Annotated in this window: 29 protein-coding genes; 17 read left to right on the top strand and 12 right to left on the bottom strand. The window is 70.2% G+C overall.

Translation table 11 applies throughout. From position 1 onward, the window contains the following. The first annotated feature begins 39 nt into the window (after window positions 1–39). From ACSFBC_RS11015 to ACSFBC_RS11005, 3 genes are all read left to right on the top strand, one after another. Window positions 40–717, top strand: a complete 678-nt coding sequence (locus tag ACSFBC_RS11015) for a protein-L-isoaspartate O-methyltransferase family protein (protein WP_435510360.1) — start codon at window positions 40–42, stop codon at window positions 715–717. Between the two features lie 97 nt (window positions 718–814). Continuing rightward, window positions 815–1,153, top strand: coding sequence for a rhodanese-like domain-containing protein (locus ACSFBC_RS11010; protein WP_435510359.1), 339 nt, complete (start codon window positions 815–817; stop codon window positions 1,151–1,153). Window positions 1,154–1,178: 25 nt separating this feature from the next. Next, a complete protein-coding gene (locus ACSFBC_RS11005; RefSeq protein WP_435510358.1) occupies window positions 1,179–2,549 on the top strand; it encodes a TolC family outer membrane protein in 1,371 nt (456 codons plus the stop codon). An 18-nt stretch (window positions 2,550–2,567) separates the two neighbouring features. Here the strand turns inward: ACSFBC_RS11005 and ACSFBC_RS11000 are convergent, their stop codons facing one another. Beyond that, window positions 2,568–3,968, bottom strand: coding sequence for a 3-deoxy-D-manno-octulosonic acid transferase (locus ACSFBC_RS11000; RefSeq protein WP_435510357.1), 1,401 nt, complete (start codon window positions 3,966–3,968; stop codon window positions 2,568–2,570). A gap of 13 nt (window positions 3,969–3,981) precedes the next feature. After that, window positions 3,982–5,364 (bottom strand): phosphomannomutase/phosphoglucomutase, encoded by a 1,383-nt coding sequence (locus ACSFBC_RS10995; RefSeq protein WP_435510356.1) that lies wholly within the window; start codon window positions 5,362–5,364, stop codon window positions 3,982–3,984. Window positions 5,365–5,475: 111 nt separating this feature from the next. Here ACSFBC_RS10995 and ACSFBC_RS10990 point away from each other — a divergent pair, with 111 nt between their 5' ends. The 3 genes from ACSFBC_RS10990 to ACSFBC_RS10980 are packed head-to-tail and all read left to right on the top strand — an operon-like array spanning window position 5,476 to window position 8,642. Continuing rightward, window positions 5,476–7,173 carry an AlkA N-terminal domain-containing protein gene (locus ACSFBC_RS10990; protein ID WP_435510355.1) on the top strand — a complete coding sequence of 566 codons (1,698 nt, stop codon included), beginning with the start codon at window positions 5,476–5,478 and terminating at the stop codon, window positions 7,171–7,173. Beyond that, complete coding sequence (locus tag ACSFBC_RS10985) at window positions 7,170–7,667, top strand: methylated-DNA--[protein]-cysteine S-methyltransferase (protein WP_435510354.1); 498 nt, start codon at window positions 7,170–7,172, stop codon at window positions 7,665–7,667. The genes ACSFBC_RS10990 and ACSFBC_RS10985 overlap by 4 nt, the downstream gene beginning before the upstream one ends. A gap of 39 nt (window positions 7,668–7,706) precedes the next feature. Next, window positions 7,707–8,642 carry a DMT family transporter gene (locus ACSFBC_RS10980; RefSeq protein WP_435510353.1) on the top strand — a complete coding sequence of 312 codons (936 nt, stop codon included), beginning with the start codon at window positions 7,707–7,709 and terminating at the stop codon, window positions 8,640–8,642. Window positions 8,643–8,652: 10 nt separating this feature from the next. Here ACSFBC_RS10980 and ACSFBC_RS10975 read toward each other — a convergent pair whose 3' ends face one another. Then, complete coding sequence (locus ACSFBC_RS10975) at window positions 8,653–9,309, bottom strand: DUF1345 domain-containing protein (protein WP_435510352.1); 657 nt, start codon at window positions 9,307–9,309, stop codon at window positions 8,653–8,655. A 5-nt stretch (window positions 9,310–9,314) separates the two neighbouring features. Next, window positions 9,315–10,742 (bottom strand): aminotransferase-like domain-containing protein, encoded by a 1,428-nt coding sequence (locus tag ACSFBC_RS10970; RefSeq protein WP_435510351.1) that lies wholly within the window; start codon window positions 10,740–10,742, stop codon window positions 9,315–9,317. 251 nt (window positions 10,743–10,993) lie between these two features. Between ACSFBC_RS10970 and ACSFBC_RS10965 the strand changes: the two genes are divergently transcribed. The 11 genes from ACSFBC_RS10965 (at window position 10,994) to ACSFBC_RS10915 (ending at window position 19,209) form a co-directional block, all read left to right on the top strand. Then, window positions 10,994–12,625: a cbb3-type cytochrome c oxidase subunit I gene (locus ACSFBC_RS10965; RefSeq protein WP_435510350.1), complete on the top strand. Its 1,632-nt coding sequence runs from the start codon at window positions 10,994–10,996 to the stop codon at window positions 12,623–12,625. A gap of 9 nt (window positions 12,626–12,634) precedes the next feature. Next, window positions 12,635–13,339, top strand: a complete 705-nt coding sequence (locus ACSFBC_RS10960) for a cbb3-type cytochrome c oxidase subunit II (protein WP_435510349.1) — start codon at window positions 12,635–12,637, stop codon at window positions 13,337–13,339. Further along, entirely contained in the window at window positions 13,314–13,925 is a 612-nt protein-coding gene (locus tag ACSFBC_RS10955) for a c-type cytochrome (RefSeq protein WP_435510348.1), read from the top strand. Before ACSFBC_RS10960 ends, ACSFBC_RS10955 begins: the two co-directional genes overlap by 26 nt. Beyond that, window positions 13,922–14,542, top strand: coding sequence for an SCO family protein (locus ACSFBC_RS10950; RefSeq protein WP_435510347.1), 621 nt, complete (start codon window positions 13,922–13,924; stop codon window positions 14,540–14,542). Before ACSFBC_RS10955 ends, ACSFBC_RS10950 begins: the two co-directional genes overlap by 4 nt. Next, a complete protein-coding gene (locus ACSFBC_RS10945; protein ID WP_435510346.1) occupies window positions 14,539–15,147 on the top strand; it encodes a hypothetical protein in 609 nt (202 codons plus the stop codon). The genes ACSFBC_RS10950 and ACSFBC_RS10945 overlap by 4 nt, the downstream gene beginning before the upstream one ends. Then, window positions 15,144–15,302 carry a hypothetical protein gene (locus tag ACSFBC_RS10940; protein WP_435510345.1) on the top strand — a complete coding sequence of 53 codons (159 nt, stop codon included), beginning with the start codon at window positions 15,144–15,146 and terminating at the stop codon, window positions 15,300–15,302. Before ACSFBC_RS10945 ends, ACSFBC_RS10940 begins: the two co-directional genes overlap by 4 nt. A 130-nt stretch (window positions 15,303–15,432) precedes the next feature. After that, entirely contained in the window at window positions 15,433–16,173 is a 741-nt protein-coding gene (locus ACSFBC_RS10935) for a c-type cytochrome (protein ID WP_435510344.1), read from the top strand. A 10-nt stretch (window positions 16,174–16,183) separates the two neighbouring features. After that, a complete protein-coding gene (locus tag ACSFBC_RS10930) occupies window positions 16,184–17,452 on the top strand; it encodes a c-type cytochrome (protein ID WP_435510343.1) in 1,269 nt (422 codons plus the stop codon). Window positions 17,453–17,525: 73 nt separating this feature from the next. After that, window positions 17,526–18,101, top strand: coding sequence for a nucleotidyltransferase domain-containing protein (locus tag ACSFBC_RS10925; protein ID WP_435510342.1), 576 nt, complete (start codon window positions 17,526–17,528; stop codon window positions 18,099–18,101). 37 nt (window positions 18,102–18,138) lie between these two features. Beyond that, the gene (locus tag ACSFBC_RS10920) at window positions 18,139–18,540 is read left to right on the top strand and encodes a hypothetical protein (RefSeq protein ID WP_435510341.1); all 402 of its coding nucleotides are present in this window, start codon (window positions 18,139–18,141) and stop codon (window positions 18,538–18,540) included. A gap of 84 nt (window positions 18,541–18,624) precedes the next feature. Next, entirely contained in the window at window positions 18,625–19,209 is a 585-nt protein-coding gene (locus tag ACSFBC_RS10915; RefSeq protein ID WP_435510340.1) for a flavin reductase family protein, read from the top strand. 21 nt (window positions 19,210–19,230) lie between these two features. On the opposite strand, the gene ACSFBC_RS10910 is transcribed toward ACSFBC_RS10915, so the two are convergent. The 8 genes from ACSFBC_RS10910 to ACSFBC_RS10875 form a co-directional block, all read right to left on the bottom strand. Further along, window positions 19,231–19,608: a response regulator gene (locus ACSFBC_RS10910; RefSeq protein ID WP_435510339.1), complete on the bottom strand. Its 378-nt coding sequence runs from the start codon at window positions 19,606–19,608 to the stop codon at window positions 19,231–19,233. A gap of 48 nt (window positions 19,609–19,656) precedes the next feature. Next, window positions 19,657–20,136, bottom strand: a complete 480-nt coding sequence (locus ACSFBC_RS10905; RefSeq protein ID WP_435510338.1) for a guanylate cyclase — start codon at window positions 20,134–20,136, stop codon at window positions 19,657–19,659. A 74-nt stretch (window positions 20,137–20,210) separates the two neighbouring features. Continuing rightward, window positions 20,211–20,681, bottom strand: a complete 471-nt coding sequence (locus ACSFBC_RS10900; protein WP_435510337.1) for an H-NS histone family protein — start codon at window positions 20,679–20,681, stop codon at window positions 20,211–20,213. Between the two features lie 40 nt (window positions 20,682–20,721). Further along, window positions 20,722–21,327 (bottom strand): alkylhydroperoxidase domain protein, encoded by a 606-nt coding sequence (locus tag ACSFBC_RS10895; protein ID WP_435510336.1) that lies wholly within the window; start codon window positions 21,325–21,327, stop codon window positions 20,722–20,724. Window positions 21,328–21,346: 19 nt separating this feature from the next. Next, window positions 21,347–21,982, bottom strand: coding sequence for a CMD domain protein (locus ACSFBC_RS10890; RefSeq protein ID WP_435510335.1), 636 nt, complete (start codon window positions 21,980–21,982; stop codon window positions 21,347–21,349). Beyond that, on the bottom strand, window positions 21,979–23,034 hold the full coding sequence (locus tag ACSFBC_RS10885; RefSeq protein WP_435510334.1) for a putative FMN-dependent luciferase-like monooxygenase: 1,056 nt from the start codon (window positions 23,032–23,034) through the stop codon (window positions 21,979–21,981). Before ACSFBC_RS10885 ends, ACSFBC_RS10890 begins: the two co-directional genes overlap by 4 nt. Beyond that, window positions 22,991–24,670 carry a dipeptide ABC transporter ATP-binding protein gene (locus tag ACSFBC_RS10880; protein WP_435510333.1) on the bottom strand — a complete coding sequence of 560 codons (1,680 nt, stop codon included), beginning with the start codon at window positions 24,668–24,670 and terminating at the stop codon, window positions 22,991–22,993. The genes ACSFBC_RS10885 and ACSFBC_RS10880 overlap by 44 nt, the downstream gene beginning before the upstream one ends. After that, the gene (locus tag ACSFBC_RS10875) at window positions 24,667–25,596 is read right to left on the bottom strand and encodes an ABC transporter permease (RefSeq protein ID WP_435510332.1); all 930 of its coding nucleotides are present in this window, start codon (window positions 25,594–25,596) and stop codon (window positions 24,667–24,669) included. Before ACSFBC_RS10875 ends, ACSFBC_RS10880 begins: the two co-directional genes overlap by 4 nt. Window position 25,597: the final 1 nt, after the last annotated feature.

Genomic DNA, 25,597 nt, shown 5'->3' with positions numbered 1-25,597 from the left:
CGTGGGTTTGCCTGAGTCCCACTCCGAAAAGAGAAACACATGAACACCCCCGCCACCCACGAGCGTCTGCGCTTCAACATGATCGAGCAGCAGATTCGACCCTGGGACGTGCATGACCCGCTGGTCCTCGAACTGCTCAACACGATCCGCCGCGAGGACTACGTGCCCGCGGTTCATCGCGCGCTGGCCTTCTTCGACATGGAACTGCCGCTGGGCAATGGTGCCGAGCCCGGCCAGACCATGCTCGCGCCCAAGATCGAAGCCCGCACGCTCAACGACCTCAAGGTGCAGCCGCACGAATCGGTGCTCGAGATCGGCACCGGCTCCGGCTTCATGGCCGCGCTGCTGGCCGGCCGCGCCGCCAAGGTGCTGTCGCTGGAAATCGACGCCACGCTGGCCGAACGCGCCGCCCAGACGCTGCAACGCAACGGCGTGACCAATGTCGAAGTGCGCCACGCCGACGGTTCCAGGCCGCTGCCCAGCGGCCCGACCTTCGACGTGATCGTGCTCAGCGGCTCGGTCGCACGCATTCCGCAGGGCCTGCTGGGCTCGCTCAACATCGGCGGCCGGCTCAGCGCCATCGTCGGCAACGAGCCGATGATGCGGTCCCACTTCGTCACCCGCGTGAGCGAAGGCCAGTGGGAAACCACGCAGCCCTGGGACACCGTCGCACCCCGGCTGCTGAATTTCCCCGAACCCTCGCCTTTCAACTTCTAGCCGCACCGGCGCAGCGCGCGGCGTCGTCGCTCTTCCTGCGGGAGAGCGACGCATGGCCCCGCCCGCTGCGTCCCTGAGTCACCCGGAACCCATCTTCATGATCGACCAAGTCCGCCCCTCCGACCTCGATGCCTGGTTCGCCCAGGACCCTGCGGCGGTGCCCGTGCTGCTCGATGTGCGCGAACCCTGGGAGTTGCAGACCGCGAGCGTCGTGCCGCAGGGCTTCACGCTGGTGGCCATTCCCATGAACGAGATTCCGTCACGCCTGGGCGAGCTCGACGCCAGCCACCGCATCGCCTGCCTGTGCCATCACGGCGCACGCAGCCAGCGCGTCGCGGCCTTTCTCTCGCAGAACGGCTTTGCCGACGTGGCCAACGTGGCCGGCGGCATCGATGCCTGGTCGGCGCTGCGCGACGCCGGCGTTCCGCGCTACTGACTCTTTCCCTCCAAGGACGCACTCCATGCCCGCGACCCGCGTGACCCGGCTTCTCCCTCTTGCAGCCGCGCTGGCCGCGGCGCTCGCCCTGCCGGCCCACGGCCAGAGCCTGCTCACCCTCTACGAAGCGGCGCGCGACTACGACGCCACCTACCAGAGCGCACGGGCACAGTTCGACGCCAACCTGGCGCGCGCCGCGCAAGCGAAGGCCGGCATCCTGCCGCAGGTGGGCGTACAGGCCGGGGTGCAGCGCAACCAGTTCGACCTCGACGTGATCTCGGGCGCGCCGCCGGGCTCGAGCGAGCGCAACTTCAACACGCAGAACGCGGCCATCAGCGCCACGCAGCCGCTCTACCGTCCCGCCGCCTGGGCCGCCTACGAGCAGGGCAAGCGCCAGGCCGAGATCGCCCAGACCGTGCTGGCCACGGCCGAGCAGGACCTGATCGTGCGCGTGAGCCAGGGCTATTTCGACGTGCTGGCGGCACAGGACACGCTGGCACTGGTGCGCGCACAGAAGACCGCGGTGGCCGAACAACTGGCCTTCGCCCAGCGCAACTTCGAGGTCGGCACCTCGACCATCACCGATTCACGCGAGGCGCAGGCCCGCTACGACCTGGTGATCGCCCAGGAGATCGCGGCCGAGAACGACCTGCAGGTCCGGCGCCTCGCGCTCGACCAGTTGGTCGGACGCACCGGCAGCGCGCCGCTGCCGCTGGCCACGCCGGTGGCGCTGCCCGGCCCGATGCCGGCGGACATGAACGCCTGGGTGGCGCAGGCCGAGGCCGTGCATCCCGCGATCCGCCAGGCGCAGCTGGGCCTGGACGTGGCCGGCCTGGAAGTGCAGAAGGCCGAGGCCGGCCACAAGCCGACCATCGACGCGCAGGTGGGCTACAGCGTGACACGCAGCCCGCAGGGCAGCCTCACGACCACCGTGGGCACGCGTGCCAGCGGGCCCAGCATCGGCGTGGTGCTCAACATGCCGCTGTTCGCGGGCTTCGCGACCGAGAACCGGATCCGCGAGACGCTGTCGCTCGAGGAGCAGTCGCGCACGGTGCTCGAAGGCACGCGCCGCAACGTGACACAGGCCACGCGCACCGCCTACCTGGGCCTGATCTCGGGCGCGGGCCAGGTCAAGGCGCTGGAAGCGGCCGAGGCCTCGAGCCAGAGCGCGCTCGACGCCAACCGGCTCGGCTACCAGGTCGGGGTGCGCATCAACATCGACGTGCTCAATGCGCAGAGCCAGCTGTTCCAGACCAAGCGCGACCTGGCCGTGGCGCGCTACAACGTGCTGATGGGCAACCTCAAGCTGCGCCAGGCCAACGGCACGCTGGCACCGACCGACCTGCAGCCGATCAATGCCGCGCTGGCGCAGGGCGGCACGCCCACCCCACGCTGACCGCGCTGAGCCGCCGGATCAGTCGAGCGTCGGCTCGGCCCGCTCCGGCTCGCCAGCCGACGCCGGAGCAGCCGGGGGTGCCACAGCCGGCGGCTCCGCCGGCGCGGCCTGGATCGCGATCGCCAGCACCGCCGCGGCCGTGCGCTCCGCGGCGCCGCGGTTCGACGACGAGAAGGCGTGGGCCGACTGCACCATCGCCTCGCGCCGCACCGGGTCGCTCACGAGTTGCAGCGCGGCGCGCACCGCCTGCTCCATGCCCTGCACGCGCAGCGCCGCGCCGGCGGCCACCGAGAGGTCGGCGGCTTCGGCAAAGTTGAAGGTCGAGGGGCCCAGGATCACCGGGCAGCCGCAAGCGGCGGCCTCGATCAGGTTCTGGCCGCCCAGGTCCTCGAAGCTGCCGCCCAGCAGCGCAGCGTCGGCCAGGCCGTAGTACAGCGCCATCTCGCCCAGCGAATCGCCCAGCCAGATCTCCGACTGCGTCGGCGCACCCGCGGTGCTGCGTCGCGCGACCGCGAAGCCGTTGGATTCGATCAGCGCCGCGACCTCGTCGAAGCGCTGCGGGTGGCGCGGCACGATCATCCACTGCACCGCGGCGACCTGGCGCGCGATCGAGTCGATGCCGGGCGTGGCCTCGGGCAGCGGCGCATTGGCGCCGAAGCGCTTGAGCACGTCGAGCAGCTGCTGCTCCTCGCCGTCGCGCGAACTGGCCAGCACGACCAGCGGACGCGGCAGCTGCGACTTGAACTTGACGGCCGTCGCGAGCTGGCGCGCGTCGGGCGAGGCATCGAACTTGAGGTTGCCGTAGACGCCGGCCACCTTGGCGCCCAGCGACACCAGCCGGTGCGAATCGGCCTCGGTCTGGGCCCACACGGCCGTCAAGGCCGAGTACGCGGGCCGGGCCAGCCAGCCCAGGCGCTCGGCCGAGGCCAGCGATTTCTCGTTGAGCCGTGCGTTCGCCAGCACCAGCGGGATGCCGCGCTCGCGGCAGGCCGCGACCATCTCGGGCCAGACCTCGGTTTCCATCAGCACGCCGATGCGCGGCGCGAAGCGGTCGAGGAAGCGCGCCACGGCGCCCGGCGTGTCCCAGGGCTGCCAGACCTGCAGGTCGCCCGGCTCGAGCAGTTTGGCGCCTTCCTCGCGGCCGGTGGCGGTGCCGTGCGTGAGCAGGATCGGGATGCCCGGGTGCTGGCGCCGCAGTTCGGCGATCAGGATGCCGGCCGCGCGCGACTCGCCCAGCGAGACCGCGTGCACCCAGCACCAGCCGGCGCCGACCGCGGCGTCGTCGTAGTGGCCGAAGCGCTCCTCGACGGCATGGGCGTAGCCCGGTTCGGCGACGGCGCGCCGGCGCAGCTTGCGCCGCACCAGCGGCTGGGCCAGGGAAGTGAAGAGCCCGTAGAGGCGAAGCGAGAAAGAACGCACGCTGACCGGGACCTCAGTGCGCGGCTTCAGCCAGCGAGTAGTCGGGCTTGACGGTCTTGAGCAGCGCCAGCATTTCGCCTTCGATGCGGTGCAGCGCGGCCTCGGTCTGGCCCTCGAAGCGCATCACGAGCACCGGCGTGGTGTTCGAGGCGCGGATCAGGCCGAAGCCGTCGGGCCAGTCGACGCGCACGCCGTCGATGGTCGAGATGCTCGCGGGGGCCGGGAACTTCACGGTCTTGATCAGCTGGTCGACCAGCGCGTGCGGCTCGCCCTCGGCGCACTTCACGTTGAGCTCGGGGGTCGAGAAGCTGCTGGGCAGGCCGTCGAGCACGGTGCTCGCATTGGGGCTCTTGCTCAGGATTTCGAGCAGGCGGCAGCCCGCATAGGTGCCGTCGTCGAAACCGAACCAGCGCTCCTTGAAGAAGATGTGGCCGCTCATCTCGCCGCCCAGCGGGGAATCGATCTCCTTCATCTTGGCCTTGATCAGCGAGTGGCCGGTCTTGTAGATCATCGGCACGCCGCCCGCGGCCTCGATGGCCGGGCCCAGGCGCTGCGAGCACTTGACGTCGTAGACGATGGTGCCGCCCGGCACGCGCGAAAGCACGTCCTGCGCGAACAGCATCATCTGGCGGTCGGGGTAGATGTTGTTGCCTTCGCGGGTCACGATGCCCAGGCGGTCGCCGTCGCCGTCGAAGGCCAGGCCCAGTTCGGCGTCGCCGGCCTTGAGCGCGGCGATCAGGTCCTTGAGGTTCTCGGGCTTGCTCGGATCGGGATGGTGGTTGGGGAAGTTGCCGTCGACCTCGCTGAACAGCTCGGTCACCTCGCAGCCGATGGCGCGCAGGATCGCGGGTGCCGTGGCGCCGGCGATGCCGTTGCCCGAGTCGACCACGATCTTCAGCGGTCGGGCCAGCTTGATGTCGCCGACGATGCGCTGCGTGTAGGCCTCAGTCACGTCGACCTTGCGCACGCTGCCGCCGGGGGCGAGCGTCGCGCTGTCGGCTTCCATCACCTGGCGCAGGCCCTGGATGTCGTCGCCGTAGATCGCGCGACCGGCCAGCACCATCTTGAAGCCGTTGTAGTCACGCGGGTTGTGGCTGCCCGTGACCTGGATGCCGCTGGTCGCGAGCGTGTTGGCCGCGAAGTACAGCATGGGCGTGGTGACCGCGCCCACGTCGATCACCTCGACGCCCGTGGCCACCAGGCCGCGGATCAGCGCCTCGACCAGCGAAGGCCCGGACAGGCGGCCGTCGCGGCCGACCGCCACTGCTTTTTCGCCGGCCGCGCGCGCAGCGCTTCCGAAGGCCTTGCCGAGCGCTTCCGCGATCTCGGGGTCGAGCGTGCTGGGGACCACGCCCCGGATGTCGTAGGCCTTGAAGATCGATGCGCTGAGTTGCATGGCGTTGCCCTGAAAGTTCTCAAAAACGGAAGCCATTGTAGGCATGCCCACCCGCGGCCAGATGTCCGGAAATGGCTACTTACGAGCGGGTGCAACCGTATGATCGATCGCATGGCCCAGGCATCTTCCTCCCCCGATCCCGGCGCACCCGCCGCCGCGCTGGAAAGCGATGCCTGCTATCTGGCCATGACGACGCACGATGCGCGCTTCGACGGCAGCTTCTTCACCGCCGTCACGTCCACCGGCATCTACTGCCGGCCGGTCTGCCGGGTGAAGCTGCCGCGACGCGAGAACTGCCGCTTCTTCCGGCACGCGGCCCAGGCCGAGGCCGAGGGCTTCCGCCCCTGCCTGCGCTGCCGGCCGGAGCTGGCGCCGCGCGCGGCGAGCTGGTCGACCGAGGACGCCTCGCGCATCCTGGCTTTGCAAGCCGCCCGCCTCATCGACGAACCCGACGCCTGGACAAACATGACCCCCACGCTCGGCACTGGCGTGTCCTCGCTGCCCCCCGAGGGGGCGCGTTTCGCCTTGGGGCGGCCCGGCGGCGACCTGGCCCCCACGCTCGGCACTGGCGTGTCCTCGCTGCCCCCCGAGGGGGCGCGTTTCGCCTTGGGGCGGCCCGGCGGCGAAACGAATGGTCCCTCCGTCGCGCAGATCGCACAGCGCATGGGCGTGAGCGATCGCCACCTGCGCCGCATCTTCGAGGCGCAGTTCGGCGTGTCGCCGCTGCAGTACCTTCAGACCCGGCGCCTGCTCGCGGCCAAGCAGCTGATCGCCGACACCGCGCTGCCGATGGCGCAGGTCGCGCTGGCCAGCGGCTTCGCGAGCGTGCGGCGCTTCAATGCCGCTTTCGTGGCGCACTACGGGCTCGTCCCGAGCGCGCTGCGGCGTGCGGGCGAGCAGCCCAGCGGCCACACCATTGCCGTGCGGCTGGGCTTTCGCCCGCCCTACGACGTGGACGCGGTGCTGGGCTTCTTCGCCCGGCGTGCGCTGCAGGGCGTGGAGGCCTTCGATGCCGGCGGCACACGCCTGGCGCGCACGCTGCGCGTCCAGCATGCGGGCCGCGCCTGCACCGGCTGGATCGAGATGCGCTTCGACCCCGCGCGCGAGCAGTTGCACCTGGCGGTGAGCGACACGCTGGCCGGCGCGCTGCCGGTGGTGATCAGCCGCGTGCGCGCCCTGCTCGACCTCGATGCCGAGCCGATGGCCATCAATGCCCTGCTGCACACCGCCTTCCCCTTGGGCGACGGCCTGCGCGTGCCGGGCACGGTCGACGGCTTCGAGCTGGCGGTGCGCGCGGTGCTCGGCCAGCAGATCACGGTGGCCGCGGCACGCACCATCGGTTCGCGGCTGGTGGCCGCTTTCGGCGAGGCCATCGAGACGCCCATCGTCGGGCTCACGCACCTGTTCCCTACGCCGGCCGCGATCGCGGCGGCCAGCGGCGACGCACTGGGTCAGCTGGGCATCGTGCGCCAACGGCAGGCGGCATTGCAGGCATTGGCGCAGGAGGTGGCCTCGGGCCGGCTCGCGCTGCATGCGGGCGCCGACGTGCCGGCCACCTTGGCCGCACTGCAGGCGCTGCCGGGCATCGGCGACTGGACCGCGCAGTACATCGCGATGCGCGCCCTGCGCTGGCCCGATGCCTTCCCCTCGGGCGACGTGGCGCTGCAGAAGGCACTGGGGGTGGGCACGGCACGTGCCGCGGCCGAGGCCTCGCAGGCCTGGCGCCCCTGGCGCAGCTACGCGGTGCTGCGCGCCTGGCACACACCGCCTGCCACCGCGGTGGCATCGACAGATCGGAGCCCCTCATGAAGTTCAAGACCCCCCTCCTCCACACGCTGCACATCGACAGCGCGCTCGGCGGCGTCACGCTGGCCGCCACCGACGACGGATTGGCCGGGCTCTGGTTCGACCAGCAGCGCCACCTGCCCGACATGCGCGGCTGGCAGCCCGACGACACGCACCCCGTGCTGCGCGCCGCCGCGGTCCAGCTGCAGGGCTATTTCGCCGGCACGCGCAGCCACTTCGACCTGCCGCTCGACCTGTCGCACGGCACCGCCTTCCAGCAGGCCGTGTGGCAGGCGCTGCTGGCCATTCCCTCGGGCCAGACCACCAGCTACGGCACGCTGAGCCAGCGCGTGGGCAACCCCGCGGCGGTGCGCGCGGTCGGTGCCGCGGTCGGCCGCAACCCGATCAGCGTGATCGTGCCTTGCCACCGCGTGCTCGGCGCCGACGGTTCGCTCACCGGCTATGCGGGCGGGCTCGAGCGCAAGACCGCGCTGCTGACCCTCGAAGGCGCCCGGTAGCATCAGGCCCGGCGTTTCGCGCGCGCATTCGACCTCTCTATGACTACAACGAACAACAACACCGTCACCGCCCTCGCCTCGCCCAAGGCGTCCAACGCCTGGCTCCTCGACCTGGTGCTGCTGGGTGCGCTGTGGGGCGCGTCCTTCCTGTTCATGCGCATCGGCGCCGCCGAGTTCGGCGCGCTGCCGGCCGCCGCGGTGCGGGTCACCGTGGCCGCGCTGTTCCTGCTGCCGCTGCTGTTCCTGCGCGGCCAGAGTGCGGCGCTGAGGCAGCACTGGAAGGCCAGCCTGCTGATCGGCGTGCTCAACTCCGGCCTGCCCTTCGCCTTCTTCTGCTTTGCGCTGCTCACCATCAACAGCGGACTCGCGGCCGTGCTCAACGCCACCGTGCCGATGTTCGGCGCGCTCGTGGCCTGGGCCTGGTTCAGCGAGCGGCCCAGCGGTTCGCGCATCGTCGGGCTGCTGATCGGCTTCACCGGCGTCGCGATGCTGGCGAGCCGCAGCGCCGGCCTGCATGCCGATGCCAGCGGCCACAGCGCCACCTGGGCCGTGCTGGCCTGCCTGGCCGCCTGCCTCTGCTACGGCGTGGCGGCCAGTGCCACGCGACGCCACCTGAGCGGCGTGCCGGCGCTGGCCACCGCCACCGGCAGCCAGCTCGGCGCCACGTTCTTCCTCGCGCTGCCCGCGCTCTGGTTCTGGCCCGAGAAGATGCCCAGCCTGCGTGCCTGGCTCGCACTCGTCGTGCTGGGCGTGGCCTGCACCGGCCTGGCCTACATCCTGTTCTTCCGCCTGATCGAGCGTGCCGGCCCGGCCCGCGCGCTCACCGTGACCTTCCTCGTGCCGGTGTTCGCGGTGTTCTACGGCACCGTGTTCCTCGGCGAGCACATCACGCAGTGGATGCTGATCTGCGCGGCCGTGATCGTCTGCGGCGTGGCGCTGTCGACGGGTCTGGTGAAGCTGGGCCGTAAGGCCTGAGCGCGGCCAGTCAGATGCTTCCGGCCACGACGTTGATCGACAAGGCCAGCACCAGCATGTTGAACGCGAAGGCCAGCACGCCGTGCACGAGCGTGATGCGCCGCATGACGCGCGAGATGACCTGTACGTCCGACACCTGCGAGGTCATGCCGATCACGAAGGAGAAGTAGAGGAAGTCGAAGTAGTCCGGGTCCAGCTTGCCCGGAAAGTCCAGGCCCGGCCCGGCGTCCGTCTTCTGCATCTCGGCCTGGTAGTAGCGGTGCGCGTAGTGGAAGGCATAGATCGTGTGGATCAGCAGCCACGAGCTCGCGAGCGCGAGCAGCCCCAGTGCGATGTGCGCGGCCCGCTCGATGCCGTCGAATTGCTTGACCTGCTGCAGCAGCATCGTGATGGCCGACACCGACGCGGCCACGGCCGTGAGCATGATGACCAGGATCAGCACGTTGGGCGGGTCGAGCGACTGGGAGCGCGCCCGGGTGTGCTCGGCATCGAAGGTCTCGGCCAGCCACCAGGCCAGCAGCAGGTAGACGGCCGTGCCGAAGCTCCAGCCGAGCAGGCCGCGCGCGATGCCGCCCATCGGCCAGGGCACCAGTCCGATGGCCAGTCCGGCCGCCGCGCCGTAGGCCAGTCGCTGCAGCCCGGCCGCTTTCGAGAGATGCGTGTGCATGGCGCTCACTTTAGCGAGGCCGCCACCAGCCGGCCCAGCGTGACCACAGCCTCTTCGGCCCGCGCATCCCAGGCATGCCCATAGTTGAGCCGCAGGCAGTTCGCGAAAGCCCGGCTGGCCGAAAAGATCGGGCCCGGCGCCACGCTGATGCCCAGCGCCAGCGCGCGGCGATGGATCTCGATCGCATCGACGCCCTCGGGCAACTCGACCCAGAGGAAGTAGCCGCCGGCCGGTCGCGTGGCACGCGTGCCGGCCGGGAAATGCCGCGCCACCGCCTCCGCCAGCGGCGCCTGCTGCCCGGCCAGGGTCAGCCGAAGCTTCCGCAGGTGCTTGTCGAAGCCGCCGTGTTCGAGGTAGGTCGCGAGCGCCGCCTGCGCGGGCGCCGAGGCGCCCAGCGTGGTCGTGAGCTTGAGCCGGCCCACGGCCTTGGCATGGCGCCCGGGCGCGGCCCAGCCGATGCGGTAGCCCGGCGCCAGGCACTTGGAGAACGAACCACAGTGCATCACCAGCCCCTGCGTGTCGAAGGCCTTGGCCGGCAGCGGGCGCTTGTCGCCGAAGTAGAGCTCGGCATAGACGTCGTCCTCGATCAGCGGGATCTCGTGCTGCGCGAGCAGCGCCACCAGCGCCTTCTTCTTGGCCTCGGGCATCAGGCTGCCCAGCGGGTTCTGGAAGGTGGTCATGAGCCAGCAGGCACGCGGTTTGTGGCGCTCGATGGCGTGCGCCAGCGCCGCCAGGTCGATGCCCTCGCGCGGATGCGTGGGCACCTCGATGGCCTGCAGGCCCATGCGTTCCAGCGCCTGCAGCGCTGCATAGAAGGTGGGCGATTCCACGATCACCGAATCGCCGGGCCGCGTGACCGCCGCCAGGCAGAGGTTGAGGGCTTCCAGCGCGCCGTTGGTGATCACGATCTCGTCGGGGTGCACATGCAGGCCGTCGGCCAGGTAGCGCAGCGCGATCTGCCGGCGCAGCGCGGCGTTGCCGGGCGTGAGGTCGTCGACCGTGCTCCAGGGATCGAGCGTCTTGGCGCTCGAAGCCAGCGCCTGGCCCAACCGGGCCAGCGGAAACAGCAGCGGGCTCAGGAAGGCCGAGCCGAAGGGCACCACGTCGCGCGTCTTGCTGGCCTCGAGGATCTCGAACACGCGGTCGCTCACGTCGACCGCGATCGAGGCATCGGCCGGCTGCGAACTCAGGTCGGGCTCGGGCGGCACCCGGCGGGCCTTGGCGACGGCCGCCGCCACGTAGTAGCCCGAGCGCTCTCGCGCCCGGATCAGGCCGCGCGCCTCGAGCAGGTAGTAGGCCTGGAACACCGTCGAGGCGCTCACACCGCGGCTGGCGGTGGTGTGGCGCACCGAGGGCACGCGGTCGCCGGGTTGCAGCACGCCGCTGCGGATCGATTCCTCGACATCGGCCGCCAGGGCCTCGTAGCGCTTCATGCAGGGCTCCGAAAGAAGCAGGCGGCACGCCTGATCCGTATTTTCTTGAGTGATTCGATACGTTGAGGCAACTGCACCGATTCGATCCCATCAGTGTATTCCTCCCGCACTCTTTCATTCTGATCCGGTTTTTCGACAAGCAACTGATGATTCTCCAACTGATGCGATCGGCCTAGCATCGGTTTCCGTCTTCGCACCGCCCGCCGCCTTCGCAGGGAACGGGGCGAAGCTGCCCCACGAAGCGTCCGTCCATGAATCCCACCGCCCTGCTGCTGGCCACCTTCCTTCTTTCCATCGTCGGCCTGTTCGGCTTCATCTGGTCGCTGCGCAAGGGCCTGTTCGACGCTGAGGCCAGCGGCGCACGCACCATCTTCTCGCCGGGCGAGATCGGCCAGCCCGAGGAGCCCTCGGCCAGCGCCGACCAGCACCATGCGCTCACGCGCGTGGTCGCGGCGCACGCCGGCGAGGTCGCCGGCCCGGCCCCCACCGAGCTGGCCGCGCGCGAGGCCGCCGACCGCTCGAGTTCCTTCCCGGCGTTCATGCTGATCGCCTGCGCCACGGTCTGGCTGGTGGTCGCCTCGGCGGCCGGCCTGCTGAGCTCGTTGAAGCTGCACTGGCCCGACCTGCTGACCGACCAGGCCTGGCTGAGCTTCGGCCGGCTGCGCACGCTGCACCTGAATGCCGTGGCCTACGGCTGGGCGCCGATGGGCCTGCTCGGTCTGTCGATCTGGATGCTGCCGCGCCTGCTCAAGACGCAGCTGCAGGGCGGACGGCTGGTCATCGTCGGCACGCTGCTCTGGAACGCCGGCCTGGTCGCGGGCCTGGGCGCTCTGGCGGTGGGCATCAACGCGGGCATGGAATGGCTGGAAATCCCCTGGCAGATCGGCGCGCTGTTCGCGCTCGGCGGCATGCTGATCGGCCTGCCGATGGCGCTGATGCTGCAGCGCCGCCAGGTGCAGCACCTCTACGTGTCGGTCTGGTACATGGGCGCGGCGCTGTTCTGGTTTCCCACGCTCTACATCGTGGCCAAGGTGCCGGGCGTGCACTTCGGCGTCGAGCAGGCGACCATGAACTGGTGGTTCGGCCACAACGTGCTGGGCCTGTTCTACACGCCGCTGTCGCTGGCCTGCGTCTACTACTTCCTGCCCAAGGTCATCGGCCGGCCGGTGCGTTCGTACAACCTGTCGCTGCTGGGCTTCTGGACGCTGGCCTTCTTCTACGGCCAGGTCGGCGCGCACCACCTGATCGGCGGGCCGATTCCCGAATGGCTGATCACGCTGTCGATCGTGCAGAGCGTGATGATGGTGATCCCGGTGGTCGCGTTCTCGCTCAACCAGCACCTGACGCTCAAGGGCCACTTCGGCGCACTGCGGCATTCGCACGTGCTGCGCTTCATCGTCTTCGGCGCCGTGATGTACACCTGCGCCTCGCTGCAGGGCTCGTTCCAGGCGCTGCGCTCCTTCAACGCGGTCACGCACTTCACCCACTTCACGGTGGCCCACGCCCACCTGGGCATGTACGGCTTCGTCTCGATGGTGATCTTCGGCGGCGTCTATTTCGCGCTGCCGCGCATCCTCGACGTGCGCTGGCCCCAGCCGGCGCTGATCAGCTTGCACTTCTGGCTGGTGGTCGCGGGCTTCACGGTCTACATGGTCACCCTGAGCATCGGCGGCTTGCTGCAGGGGCTGATCCTGCTCGACCCCGCGCGGCCCTTCATGGATGCGGTGGCGGTCACGCTGCCCTGGCTGCAGGGCCGCTCGATCGGCGGCGCGCTGATGACGCTGGGCCACCTGGTGTTCGCCTGGCACGTGCTGCTGATCTCCGCGCGCTCGGGCGTGTTCGCCCCGGCCGAGCGCCTCGCCTCCCCCGTCACCACCGCCTGAGAGGCCCTCATGGAAAACGAACTCAAGCTCGTCGGCGGGGCCATGGTCACGCTGTCCCTCGCCACCGCGGCCATGATCGTGGTGCCCTTCCTGCAGCTCAAGGACGATCCGGCACCACCGGCCCTGAAGCCCTACTCGAGCCAGGAACTGCGCGGCCGCGCGGTGTACTTGTCCAACGGCTGCATCGCCTGCCACACGCAGCAGCCCAGCACCACCGGCGCGGGCATTGCCGATGCGCGCCGCGGCTGGGGCCGCGCCTCGGTCGCGGGCGACTACCACTACGACACGCCGCCGCTGCTGGGCACGATGCGCACCGGGCCCGACCTGTTCAACATCGGCGTGCGCCAGCCCAGCGCCGACTGGCACCTGGGCCACCTGTTCCAGCCGCGCGCCTATGTGGCCGGCAGCAACATGCCGGCCTACCGCTTCCTGTTCGAGATCAAGAACGAGCAGACCGTGGCCAAGGGCGAACGCGTGGTCACGCTGCCGCCCGGAACGGTGTCGCTCAGCGAGATCGTGGTGGCGAAGCCCGAGGCGCTGGACCTCGTGGCCTACCTGCAGAGCATGAAGCGCGAATACCCGGTGCTCACGCCGGCCCAGGCCGAGGCCGTGATCCGCCTGCTGCCGCCCGGACGCCAGACTGGCGCCACCGGTGCGCCCGATCCCTCCACCGAAGAACAGAAGACCGATGCTCCCGCCGCCACAAAACCGTAAGAGCGAACACGACGATCCGCACGAGCAGTACAACCCGGTGCCGCACGTGGTGCTGGCCCTGGTCGGCGCGCTGATCGCCTGGGCGCTGGCCTACATCGTGATGGCACGGCCCGACGGCTTGGCCGGCCTGGGCGACCAGCGCCAGCCGGCCACGCTGGCGCAGGGCGCGGCGGCGGCACCGGGCGGCGCGGTCGATGGCCGCCAGCTCTTCGTCGCCAAGTGCCAGGCCTGCCACCAGGCCAACGGCCAGGGCCTGCCCGGCGTGTTCCCGCCACTCGCGGGCACCTCCTGGGTGAAGGACGCGCCGGCGCTGCCGGTGCAGATCCTGCTGCACGGATTGAACGGCCCGATCGAGGTCGCGGGCACGACCTACAACGGCGCCATGCCGGCCTTCGGCGAGCAGATGAACGACGCCGAACTCGCGGCCGTGCTGAGCTTCGTGCGCGGCGAATGGGGCAACGACAGCCCGCCCGTCACGGCCGACGCCGTGCAGGCCGCGCGCAAGGCCTCGGCCAGCCGCACCGAACCGTGGAACGGCGTGAAGGAACTCCAGGACTTCCTGGCCAAGGCCGAGACCCCGCCATGAGCGCTGCGCGCACGGCGCTCGCCACGCTGGCCGTCGCAGGGCTCGCGCTCGCGGCCTTTGCGGGCGTGACGCGCGGCTTCGCGGCCGTGACCTCCGACGGCGTGCGGCGCGCCGACATCGCGCAGGCGCCGCGTGCGCTGCCGGACCTCGCCCTGGTCGACGGTGCGGGCCGCAGGCTGCGGCTGAGCGACTACGCAGCGCCGAACGCGCCGATCACCTTCGTGACCCTGCAGTACCTGCGCTGCCAGACCGTGTGCCTGACCAGCGCCTCGGGCCAGTCCTGGCTGCAATCGGAGATCCGCGCGCGCGGACTCGAAGGGAAGATGCGCCTGCTCACGCTGAGCTTCGACCCCGCCAACGACACGCCCGCGGTGCTCGCGGCACATGCGCGACGGCTCGATGCCGACCCCGCGCTGTGGCGCTTCGCCACGGTCGCCGATCCAGCACAGCTGGCGCGCATGCTGTCGCTGTTCGGCGTCGTGGTGCTGCCCGACGGCCTGGGCGGCTACGTGCACAACACGGCGCTGTTCGTGATCGACGGCCAGGGCCGGCTCGCGCAGGCCCACGACGTCGACCGGCCCGACATCGCGCTGGCCGCGCAGCTCCAGGCCCCATGAGTCCCACCACGCGCCGCACGCTGATCGCCTGCGCCCCGGCGCTGGCGATCGCCGCGCTCGCGCCCGCGCATCCCTGGCTCGAACACACGATGGCACGGCACATGGGCCTCGAGTTGCCGGCCCTGTTCCTGCTGGGCTGTGCGCTGCCGCTGTGCAGCGGCGCGGCGCGCTCGCCACGCTTCGCCGCCTGGAACGCGCACGGCCTGCCGGGCCTGCTGGCGGCGCTGTGCACCACCGGCTTCTGGATGCTGCCGGCCGCGCTCGACCGCGCGGTGCTGCACGAGGGCATGGCGCTGGCCAAGGTCGCGAGCCTGGTGGCTGCAGGCGCCTGGGCCGCGGCTTCGTGGCCGCGCGCTGGCACGGTGCTGCAGGCCTTCTTCGTGCTCAACGGCTTCTGGATGATGCTGGCCGCGGGCCTGCTCTACCAGGAGGCGCCGCAGCAGCTGTGCGCGGTGTACCTGGTCGACCAGCAGCCCGCGGCCGGCCGCGCGCTGGTGCTCTGGGCCGCGGCCGGCCTGGCCGCGTGGCTGGTGCACCAGGCCTGGGTGTCGCGCGTCTTCACGCAGGCCGAAGACGAACCGTCGACTGCGGCGGTCGCGCCATGATCCAGGCCATCGCCACGCTGATCGGACTCCAGCTGCTGGGCGAGATGCTGGTCGCGGGCTTCGGCCTGCCGCTGCGCCGTACGCTCGACGGCATCGCCACCGCGCTGCCGATGCCGGTGGCCGTCGTGTGCTTGCCGTGCATCGGCTGGCTGTAGCGCCCAACTGCTAGGGTCGAACCGGCCGCAACTGATGCTGTTCGGGCTCGACCCCAAAGCCGACAATCGGCCCCATCCCCGCGCGCGCCCGAGTGCGCGCAGGCCCACGATCACGACAAGTGCCCCCGATTTGAAGCTGCTGCATTCCCCTCGCCGCCTGCTGGCCCTGCTCGCACTCTGCGCCCTCCCCGCGCTGGCCGCCGCAGCCGAACCCGCGCCCGCCGCATCGCGCGCCGTACCCGACACCATCGCGCAGCGCGTGGCCGCCTGCATCGCCTGCCACGGCCGCGAAGGCGCCACCAACAACGCGGCCTTCTTCCCGCGACTGGCCGGCAAGCCCGAGGGCTACCTGTTCAACCAGCTGGTGAGCTTCCGCGACGGCCGACGCTTCAACTCGGACATGGTCCATCTGGTGCAGCACCTGTCGGACGACTACCTGCGCGAGATGGCCGCCTACTTCGCCGGGCTCGACCTGCCCTACCCCGCGGTCTCCACCGCCAGCGACGCCTCGGCCGAAACGCTGGCGCGCGGCAAGACGCTGGCGCTGCAGGGCGACGCGGCGCGCGGCATCCCCGCGTGCACGCAATGCCACGGCGCGGCGCTCACCGGCGTGCAGCCCGGCATCCCGGCGCTGGTCGGCCTGCCGCGGCTTTACCTGTCCTCGCAGCTCGGCGCCTGGCTCACCGACGACCGCCACGCGCTCGCGCCCGACTGCATGGCCCAGGTCGGCCGCAAGCTCGACACCGCCGACATCAACGCCGTCGCGGCATGGCTTGCATTGCAGCCGGTACCCGACCGCGCCAAGGCCGTGGCCGCGCTGCCCGGCCCGCTGCCCATGCCCTGCAGTGCCATGCCGGCCTCGGTGAAGTGAGGACGCGACCATGTTGAAACGCTTCCTCTACCTCCTCGCCGGCCTGGTCGTGCTGCTGGTGCTCGGCACCGCGGCGCTGATCGCACTCAACCTGCGCGGCGAAGACACGCTGCCCGCCGAGGCCGGCCCGGACTTCGAAGCCACGCCGGCCCAGGTCGACCGCGGCCGCTACCTCGCGCTGGCCGGCAACTGCGCAGGCTGCCACACAGTGCGCGGCGGCCAGCCCTATGCGGGCGGCCTGGGCATCGAGACGCCCTTCGGCACCGTCTATGCGAGCAACCTCACGCCCGATGCGCAGCAGGGCATCGGCAGCTGGAGCCCGGCGCACTTCTGGCGCGCGATGCACAACGGCCGCTCGAAGGACGGTCGCCTGCTCTACCCCGCCTTCCCCTACCCGAGCTTCACGCGCATCACCCGCGAGGACTCCGACGCGCTCTACGCCTACCTGCGCAGCGTGCCGGCCTCGGCCACGCCGAACGCGGCGCACCGGCTGCGCTTTCCCTACGACACGCAGGCCGCGCTGGCCGTGTGGCGCGCGCTCTCGTTCACGCCCGCGCCCTTCGTGCCCGATCCGGCGCAGCCGGCCGAGTGGAACCGCGGCGCCTACCTGGTCGAGGGCCTGGGCCACTGCATCGCCTGCCACGGCACGCGCAACGTGCTCGGCGCCACCGAGGAAAAGCGCGGCCTGTCGGGCGGCCTGATCCCGATCGAGAACTGGTACGCGCCCTCGCTCGCCTCCAGGCGCGAAGCCTCGGTCGCCGACTGGGAAACGCGCCACGTGGTCGCACTGCTCAAGAACGGCACCGCGCCCGGCGGCTCGGTGATGGGCCCGATGGCCGACGTGGTCTTCCGCAGCACGCAGCACCTGAGCGAGGTCGACCTCACGGCCATGGCCGTCTACCTGCAGAAGCTGCCCGACGCCACCGCGCCGGCACCCGCGCCGCAGCGGCGCGACGTCGGCACGATGGAACGCGGCGCGCGCATCTACGACCAGCGCTGCGCCTACTGCCACGGCGACGCGGGCCAGGGCGCGACCGGCGCCTACCCGCCGCTGGCCGGCAGCCGCGCGGTGAACATGGACACCCCCGCCAACCTGATCCAGGTGGTGCGCCACGGCGGCTTCCTGCCCGCCACGGCCGGCAACCCACGCCCCTACGGCATGCCGCCCTTCGGTCACGTGCTCGACGACAACGACATCGCGGCCGTGCTGACCTATGTGCGCGGCAGCTGGGGCAACGATGCGCCGGCGGTGTCGCAGCGGGACACGATGCGGCGCTGAGGGCGAATGACGATCCCTGTGCAAGGTTATTTATCCCTACAATAGGGACAAATAGCCTTCATTCAGGGATTCAATGGCTTCCGTCGACTTTCTGTTCACCCCCACTGTCCAGCGCGTGCTCGGCACGACACTGGGTCAGCCGGAGCGATCCTTCACGCTCCAGGAGTTGCTGCGGCAGGCCGATGCGGGCCGCGGGAGCGCCCAGAAACAGATCGACCGCCTGATCGAAGCCGGCGTACTCATGGAAGAGCCACGCAGAGGTCGGCAGCGGAGCATCCGCGCCAACACCGCGTTCTTCCTGTACCCGGAATTGCGAAGCATCGCGCTGAAGACCTTCGGCCTGATCGACCCTCTGCGAGAGGCGTTGCAAGTCCATGCCGATCGCATCGACGAGGCCTTCATCTTCGGCTCGGTGGTCAAAGGCACGGACACCGCGAAGAGCGACATCGACGTCATGGTCGTGGGCACGGTCGCTCCGCTCGACCTGTTCGAGGTGTCCAGCCAGCTGCAGCAGAAGCTCGGGCGCGTGGTGCAATTCAACGTCTATGAGCCGCAGGAATGGCGCCACCTGGTCAAGGAAGACCCGGTGGTTTCCCAGATCGTCCATGGCCCGAAATTGCAGGTGATACCCTATGCCCAGACCGACTGAGTACGAGAACCTCATCCGAACACGCGCACTCGAAGCGGTGCAGCCCACGCCCGGTGCAGTGGCGGGGTTCCTGAAGAACGCCGAGAGTTTCCTGGCCTTGTCCAAAGCACTGCTCGCCGGCACGCCGTTGAGCACCGAGCCGATGCAGGTGTTCACGAATGCCTACGAGGGCTACCACCAATTGGTGCAGGCCGTCCTCGAGTTCCACGAAGTGCGCACCAAGGAAGCGGGTCGCGCCCTGGCGATCCAGCGCGTCAGCGCCGACTTGAAGCTGCTGCCCGCGGAAATGGATGCGGTCATTCGTGCGCATGAACGACGCAACGCCACCTCTTACCGCTCGCCGTTTCCGCCCTTGTCCAAGGCAGACGCCGCGACGATGTGCGGCATCCTGGAGCGGTATCTGCCAGCGGCAAGAGCCCTCACGGGCGTCGCCATGTGACGGGGACTTGCGCCGCCCCCTCCGGGCCATGGCACAAGCAGGGCATCATTCACTTTCACGTGAACGACCCGCCGGAAACCGCCCATGCCCAACCCCATCGCCCCCGTCCCGCTCGACAAAGCCTATCGCCTGCTCAACCACGGCCCGACGGTGCTGGTGTCTGCCCGCCACGACGGCGTGGACAACGTGATGGCCGCGGCCTGGGCCTGCGCGCTGGACTTCGCGCCGCCCAAGCTCACCGTCGTGCTGGACAAGGCGACCAAGACCCGTGAGCTGGTCGAGCGCAGCGGCACTTTCGTGATCCAGGTGCCGACGGCGGCGCAACTGACGCTCACCCACACGCTGGGCACGCACAGCCTGCGCGACGAGGCCGACAAACTGGCGCGCTCGGGCGTGCAGCTGTTTCGCATGGAGGGCAGCGACCTGCCCTTCGTCGAGGGCTGCGCGGCCTGGTTGTCCTGCAAGGTGATCGCAGAGCCCCACAACCAGGCGACCTACGACCTGTTCATCGGCGAAGTCGTCGCAGCCTGGTCGGACACGCGGGTGTTCCGCGAGGGCCATTGGCACTTCGAGAGCGCCGACCCGGCCTTGCGCAGCCTGCATTACATCGCCGGCGGGCATTTCCTTGCGATCGGGGAGTCGCTGACCGTTCCCTCGGTTCAGCCTTAGCCGACGGGGGGAGCCAGCGGCTCAGCGCGCCGCCTGCGACTGCAGGCAGAAGGCGAAGAAGGCGTCGAGTTCGGTCGATTTGTCGAACACCGCATCGGCACCCAGCGCCAGGCTGCGATGGCGGATGCTCGGGGTCGGGTAATTCGTCAGCACCACCGCATGCTGACCCTGTGACCGGCCCTGCAACTGGCGCAGCACGCCGAGCCCGGAGCCCTCCTTGAGGAACAGGTCGACCACGGCCAGTTCCCAGGCGTTCGGGTGGCGCTCAAGCCAGGTGTTGGCGTCGCGCTCGCCTTCCGCGATGCCGACCACCTCGGCATGCGCCAGGTCCTCCAGCGTCGGAACGAGGTTGTCCCGGATGGTCTGGTTGTCCTCGACAAGAAATATCTTGAGTGTCATGGCCGGCTTGGGACGCCGCGCACGGCGCGGCCTTCAGGCGTGTACCGCTCACGCGGCGGGACGCTCCAGAAAAGCCGGCAGCCCGACTGCCACGCGCTGCAGGAACTCGAGTTCCTGCGCCGGCAGGTTGCAGGGCACCGTGTCGAGATGGCACAGCGTGCCGAACAGCGTGCCGCCCTCGAGCACCAACGGAATCGCGTGGTACGACACCACGACACCCTGGTAGGGATGGCCATCGAGCCGATGGTCGAAGGCCGAATTCTCCGTCAGGAAGATCCCGTCGCGAAAAACGAACTGGCAGAAGCTGTCCTGCAACGACACCTCGGCCAGAAAGCCGGGCTGGACAGCGCCGGTCTTGTCGATCAGGTGCACGCACTGCAGCATCTCGCCGTTCAGACGGTAAATCGCGGTATAGCGATGCACCACCCGTTCGTTGAGACGGGCGAGCAAAGCACGCACGCCATTGCTCGAAGCGATGTCCATCAGGGCATCGAGGGCGGCGTCGGGATCGGGGTCGGCGGGAACCATGCGGCAATGTAGCAGCGCGAGCACTCACCCCGTGCAGGCCAAATGCCCGACCGGAGCGGACGCCCGCTCGACGCTCAGGCGCTGAGCTCTTCCGGCGTCTTGCCGGCTTCCAGCGCGGCCTTGAACCAGGCCGGACGCGGACCGCGGCCGCCCCAGGTGTGGCCTTGGTCGTCCTTGAACTTGACAGCGGCAGGCGATGCCTTGGCCTTCACCCGGGTCTTCGCACCGGCCTTGGGACCGCGCGTGCCGACGGTCTTCTTGACGGCTCTTGCGCGCTTCGGCTCGCCCGAAAAATCGAAATCGTCCGCGCTGAAGCCGTACACGCTGATCGCTTCCTGGATGCGGGCCAGCACGCCGTCGGCTTCTTTTTTGCGAAGCTGATCGGCCTGCTTTTGCAGCTGCGCGATTTGTCTTTGCACTTGAACGAATGTTTTTGCCATTGCGAAATTGAACCTTGACACAAAAGAAAGCGGAGCATACGCCACCGGATCGACAGGGCCGAACCGTCCAAAACGCCCCACTCCATGCCGGGATTCATTGCGCATCCTGGTCCAAGTGACGCCGTGGACCGGGCGTGCCCCGCTGTCAGGCGGCCGGCCCTTGCGGCTCGCCCAGCGACAGCATCAACCGGTTGGCCCAGTTGAAGAAGGCGGCGCCATGGACCACGTCGGAGACCGCGAGATCGTCGAGGCCCACCGAGCGCAGGGCGTCGACATGGGTGGCGTCGAACGCGACGGGCGTTGCCGACAGTGCGACCGACGCGGCCACGATCGCGTCCCAGCGCGGGTCCAACGCCGCGCCCACGCCTTCGTCGAGCAGGCGCTGGATGTCGGCCGAGCGCGGCGAAAAATGCGTCGCGAAGCGCGCATGCACCGACGCGCAGTAGATGCAGCCGTTGTAGCGCGAGGTGGCCGCGGCGGCCAGTTCGCGCTCGGCGCGCGGCAGGCCGGCCTCGGGGTTGTAGAAGATGTCCTTGTCGGTGCGGGTGCGCGCGCCGAGGATGTCCGGGTCGCGCGCCAGCAGCATGAAGTACGGCGACTTGGCGCGCGAGGCATCGACCAGGCCCGCCAGGTGCCGCTCGGTCAATTCTTCCTGCGGCAGCGGTTCGAGCCAGGGCAGCCATTCGAGCTGCGCCTGCGTGAAGGCGTTGGGCGGCACGTTGCCGGGATGCGAGAGGGTGAGGGTGCTCATGGAAGAGGAAGAAGTGCGTTCAGGCCGTGGCCAACGATGCGGAGCCGGCCGAGGCGGCCAGCGCGCGCAGGCCCGCGATCACGCGGATCTGGAAGCTCAGGAAAGAGACCAGCTGCGACAGCGTGACGATCTCGGTGGTCGACCAGCCCGCATCGAGCAGCGCCTGCAGCCACGCGGCCTCGGCATCGCGCGGATGGAACACCAGCCGGTGCGCATGCGCCAGGCCCGCGGCGAGCCGCGTGCCGAGCACGGCGCGGCGCACCTCGCCGGCCACGTACAGCGGACCGGGCGCGTTCTCCGCGCTCAGCGGGCCGGCCGGGTAGCTGCCGTAGGGTCCGTGGCCCGCTCCGGCCGCGGCTTCGGCGGTCACGGCGTCCAGCAGGTCCGTTGCGGCGCCTGCCAGCAGCAGCGCGCCCGCATGGAAGGCCGCCAGCTCGACCTGGCCATGCAGGCCGGCCACGAAGACCGCGAGGGCATGGCGCTCGGCGGCGGTGAAGGTCGAGGCCGCGAGATCGGCGGGTTCGAACAGCGCGAGGTGGCTTTGCTGCGCGTGCAGGCGTGCCTGTTGGCGCTGGGCGCGGATCGCGTCGAGCGCGTCGCCGGGCTGGATGCCGACGAGTTGGTCGATCACGTCCGGAAGAGAAGAGACAGTCATGCGATGGCCTGAAGAGGTGCGAGGGAAGAATGGGACGGCGTGGCGGACGTCGACGGCCCGGCCCAGCCGAGCGCCGGCGCGACCTCGGTGGCGATGAGCTCGATCGAACGCAGGATGTGGCGGTGCGGCGGGTCCACCGAGTGCACCTGGCACACCAGATCGGTCACGTGCAGCAGCGTGCGATCGGCGCGCAGCGAGGCGATGACCTCGTCGGGCGTGCCCACGTGCACGTCCTGCCGCGCGATCAGTTCGTCGAGCGTGAATTGCACGCCCGCGAGCGCCGGATCGTTCTGGCGCGCCAGGCTGCGGCGCAGGCCCTCCTCCGCCAGCCGGCGCGCGAGCGCGCGGTCGTTGGCGACGAACACCGAGCGCGAGCCCACGATGCGCGGCGCGCGGCCCGCCGGCAGCGCAGCCAGGTAGGCCTCGATGATCGGCAGCTGGATGTCGGCGAGCGTGGCCTGCGGCGCATCGGCCGGCCGCGGCTGCGTGCGCGAGAGCATCAGGCCGTCGCCGGCCAGGCCCGCGCGCGCACCGCCGCTGACCGAGAAGCTGGCCTGCCAGACCCGGTCGGGCAGCTGCGCCGACACCGGGTACAGGCGGTCGCCGCCCGGCAGTGGCCGACCGGCCCAGGCTTCGCGCAACTGCGCGAGGTGGCTGGCGAACACCGCCGCGCGCTGCTCGCTCTGCTGACCGAAGGCGGTGAAGGACGAAGGCGTGCCGCCGGTGCCCACGCCGAACTCCAGCCGCCCGCCGGCGATCAGGTCGAGCACCACCGCATCTTCGGCCACGCGCACCGGGTTCTCCAGCGGCAGCGTGACGATGCCAGTGCCGAGCCGGATGCGGTGCGTGCGCGCCGCCACCGAAGCGAGAAAGACCAGCGGGGACGGCAGGCCGCCCTCGGCCTCGTGGAAATGATGCTGCGCGACCCAGGCCGAATCGAAGCCCAGGGCTTCGGCGTGCACGATCTGTTCGGTGACGAGGCGGTAGCGCTCGGCGGCGGTGGCGTCGTCAAGAAGCCGGCTGAAGAAGCCCAGGCGTTGAATGTTGGACAAGATCGGAGTTCCTTTTGCCGGGGATGGCGTCGATGAGTTCGCGCGTGTAGGGGCTGTGCGGCCAGAGGAAGACGTCTTCCACGCGACCGGCATCGACCTGCCGCCCGTTCTGCAGCACCGACACGGTGTCCGCGATCTGGCGCACCACCGCGAGGTCGTGCGAAATGAAGAGATAGGTCAGGCCGAGTTCGGCCTGCAGTTGGTCGAGCAGCCGCAGGATCTGCGCCTGCACGGTCACGTCGAGCGCCGACACGGCCTCGTCCAGCACCAGTACCTGCGGCGCGAGCACCAGCGCGCGCGCGATCGCCACGCGCTGGCGCTGCCCGCCCGACAGCGCATGCGGCCGGCGTTGCAGCACCGCGGGCGGCAGGCCGACGCGCGCGAGGATGTCCTCCACGCGGCGCTTGCGCTCGGCGGCATCCAGCAGGTCGAAGTTGCAGAGCGGCTCCTCGATGATCTGGAAGATGGTCTGGCGCGGGTCGAGCGAGCTGAAGGGGTTCTGGTGGACCAGCTGGATCTTGCGGCGGAACTGCCGCAGCGCCTCGCCGCGCAGGGTCGTGAGCTCGGTGCCCTCGATCAGGATGCGGCCGCTTGTCGGCTGGCGAAAGCCCACGATGTCGCGGATGGTGGTGGTCTTGCCCGAGCCGGACTCGCCCACGATCGCATGCGTGGTGCCGCGGCGCACGCGGAAGGACACGTCGTCGACCGCGCGGAAGGTGCTCCCACCCTTGCCGATCGTTCCACCGACGGCGAAGTCGTGCACCAGGTGCTCGACCACGATGGCGAAGTCGTCTTCCGCCGACGCCGCCGGCGTGCGCTCCGGCCGGAAGTCCGCCATCGCGAGCGAAGGCGCATCGGCCAGCAGCTGGCGTGTGTAGGGGCTGCTCGGCTTGCGCAGCAGTTCGGCCGTCGGCCCCTGCTCCTGGATGCGGCCGCCCTGCAGCACCACGATGCGGCTCGCGCGGTCGGTGGCCACGCCCAGGTCGTGCGTCACCAGCAGCACGGCCGTGCCGTAGGCCAAGCGCAGTTCGTCGATCAGGTCGAGGATGCGTTTCTGCACCGTCACGTCGAGCGCGCTGGTGGGCTCGTCGGCAATGATCAGCGCGGGCTGCAAGGCGATCGCGATTGCGATCAGCACGCGCTGCTTCATGCCGCCCGAAAGCTCGTGCGGGTACTGCCGCGCGCGCAGCGCGGGCTGCGAGAGGCCGACGCGGGCCAGCAGCTCGACCACGCGGGCGTCGATCTCGCGCCGCTCCACGCGGCGATGGATGCGCAGGATCTCGGCCACCTGTTCGCCCACGGTGCGCACCGGGTTCAGCGAGCTCGTCGGGTCCTGCGGGATCAGGCTCACGACCGAACCCCGGATGCCGTCGAAGCGCTTCTGCGACCAGTTCGCGACGTCGACGCCGTTGAGCCGGATCGCGCCAGCTTCGCGCTGGCCGTTCTCGGGCAGCAGGCCGATCACCGCCTGCGCGGTGGTGGTCTTGCCCGAGCCCGACTCGCCCACCAACGCGACGATCTCGCCCGGGTGGATGACGAAGGAGACGTCGTGCACCACGCGCTGCAGCGTGTCCTTCTCGCGGTAGCCGATCGACAGGCCTTCGACCGCCAGCACCGGCTGCGGCAGCGTGCTCATCGGCGCCCCTTCGCCACCGCCACGCTGATGCGGTTGGCCGACAGCACCACGGCCACCACGACCAGGCCCGGCACGGTGGTGAGCCACCAGCCGGTCGAGATGTAGTTGCGGCCCTCGGCGATCAGCAGGCCCCATTCGGGCGTGGGCGGCGGCGCGCCATAGCCCAGGAAGCCCAGGGTCGAGATCGAGAGAATGGCGGTGCCGAACTGCAGCGCGGCCATGGCGACGACCGAGGTCAGCGAGTTGGGCAGCACATGGCGCCAGAGCACGCTGCGAAAACTGCCGCCGCTGCCGAAGGCCGCTTCGACGTACTCGGCGCGGCGCACCCTGACCACTTCGGACCGCACCAGACGCGCGAAACCCGCCACCGAGGCGATGCCGACCGCGAGCGCGGCATTCAGCGTGCCGAAGCCCAGGATGATGATGATGCTCAGCGACAGCAGCAGCGAAGGCACGGCCAGCAGCACGTCGACCACGCGCATCAGCGCGTCTTCCACCAACCCGCCGACCGAGCCCGCGAGCACGCCGATCAAGGTGCCCAGCAACAGACCGACGGTGACGGCGAGGAAGGCGCCCGACAGCGAATGCACCGCGCCGTGCACCACACGCGCATAGAGGTCGCGACCCAGCCCGTCGGTGCCCAGCAGGTGTGTGGCGCTCGGTGCCAGCAGATGCTGGCCCGAGGTGCCCTGCACCGGGCTGTAGCCGGAGAACAGGCCCGGCGCCACGGCCCACAGCGTGACGGTGGCAATCACCAGCCAGGCGAGCAGCAGGCCGGGCTGCGCACGGCGCAGGGCCTGCCACGCCGTATGCAAACCCTTGCGCCATGCGGGCGTGGTCTTCGCCGGAACCGCCACCGGGTTCGCGGCCGCGGTGCGCGCCGTGCCCGTGGGCGCCAGCGAATCCATTTCGAGAGTGAGGCTCATG

It is taken from the genome of Variovorax frigidus (assembly GCF_051216515.1).
GTDB lineage: Bacteria > Pseudomonadota > Gammaproteobacteria > Burkholderiales > Burkholderiaceae_C > Variovorax.
This window is presented reverse-complemented; position numbering and strand designations above follow the sequence as displayed.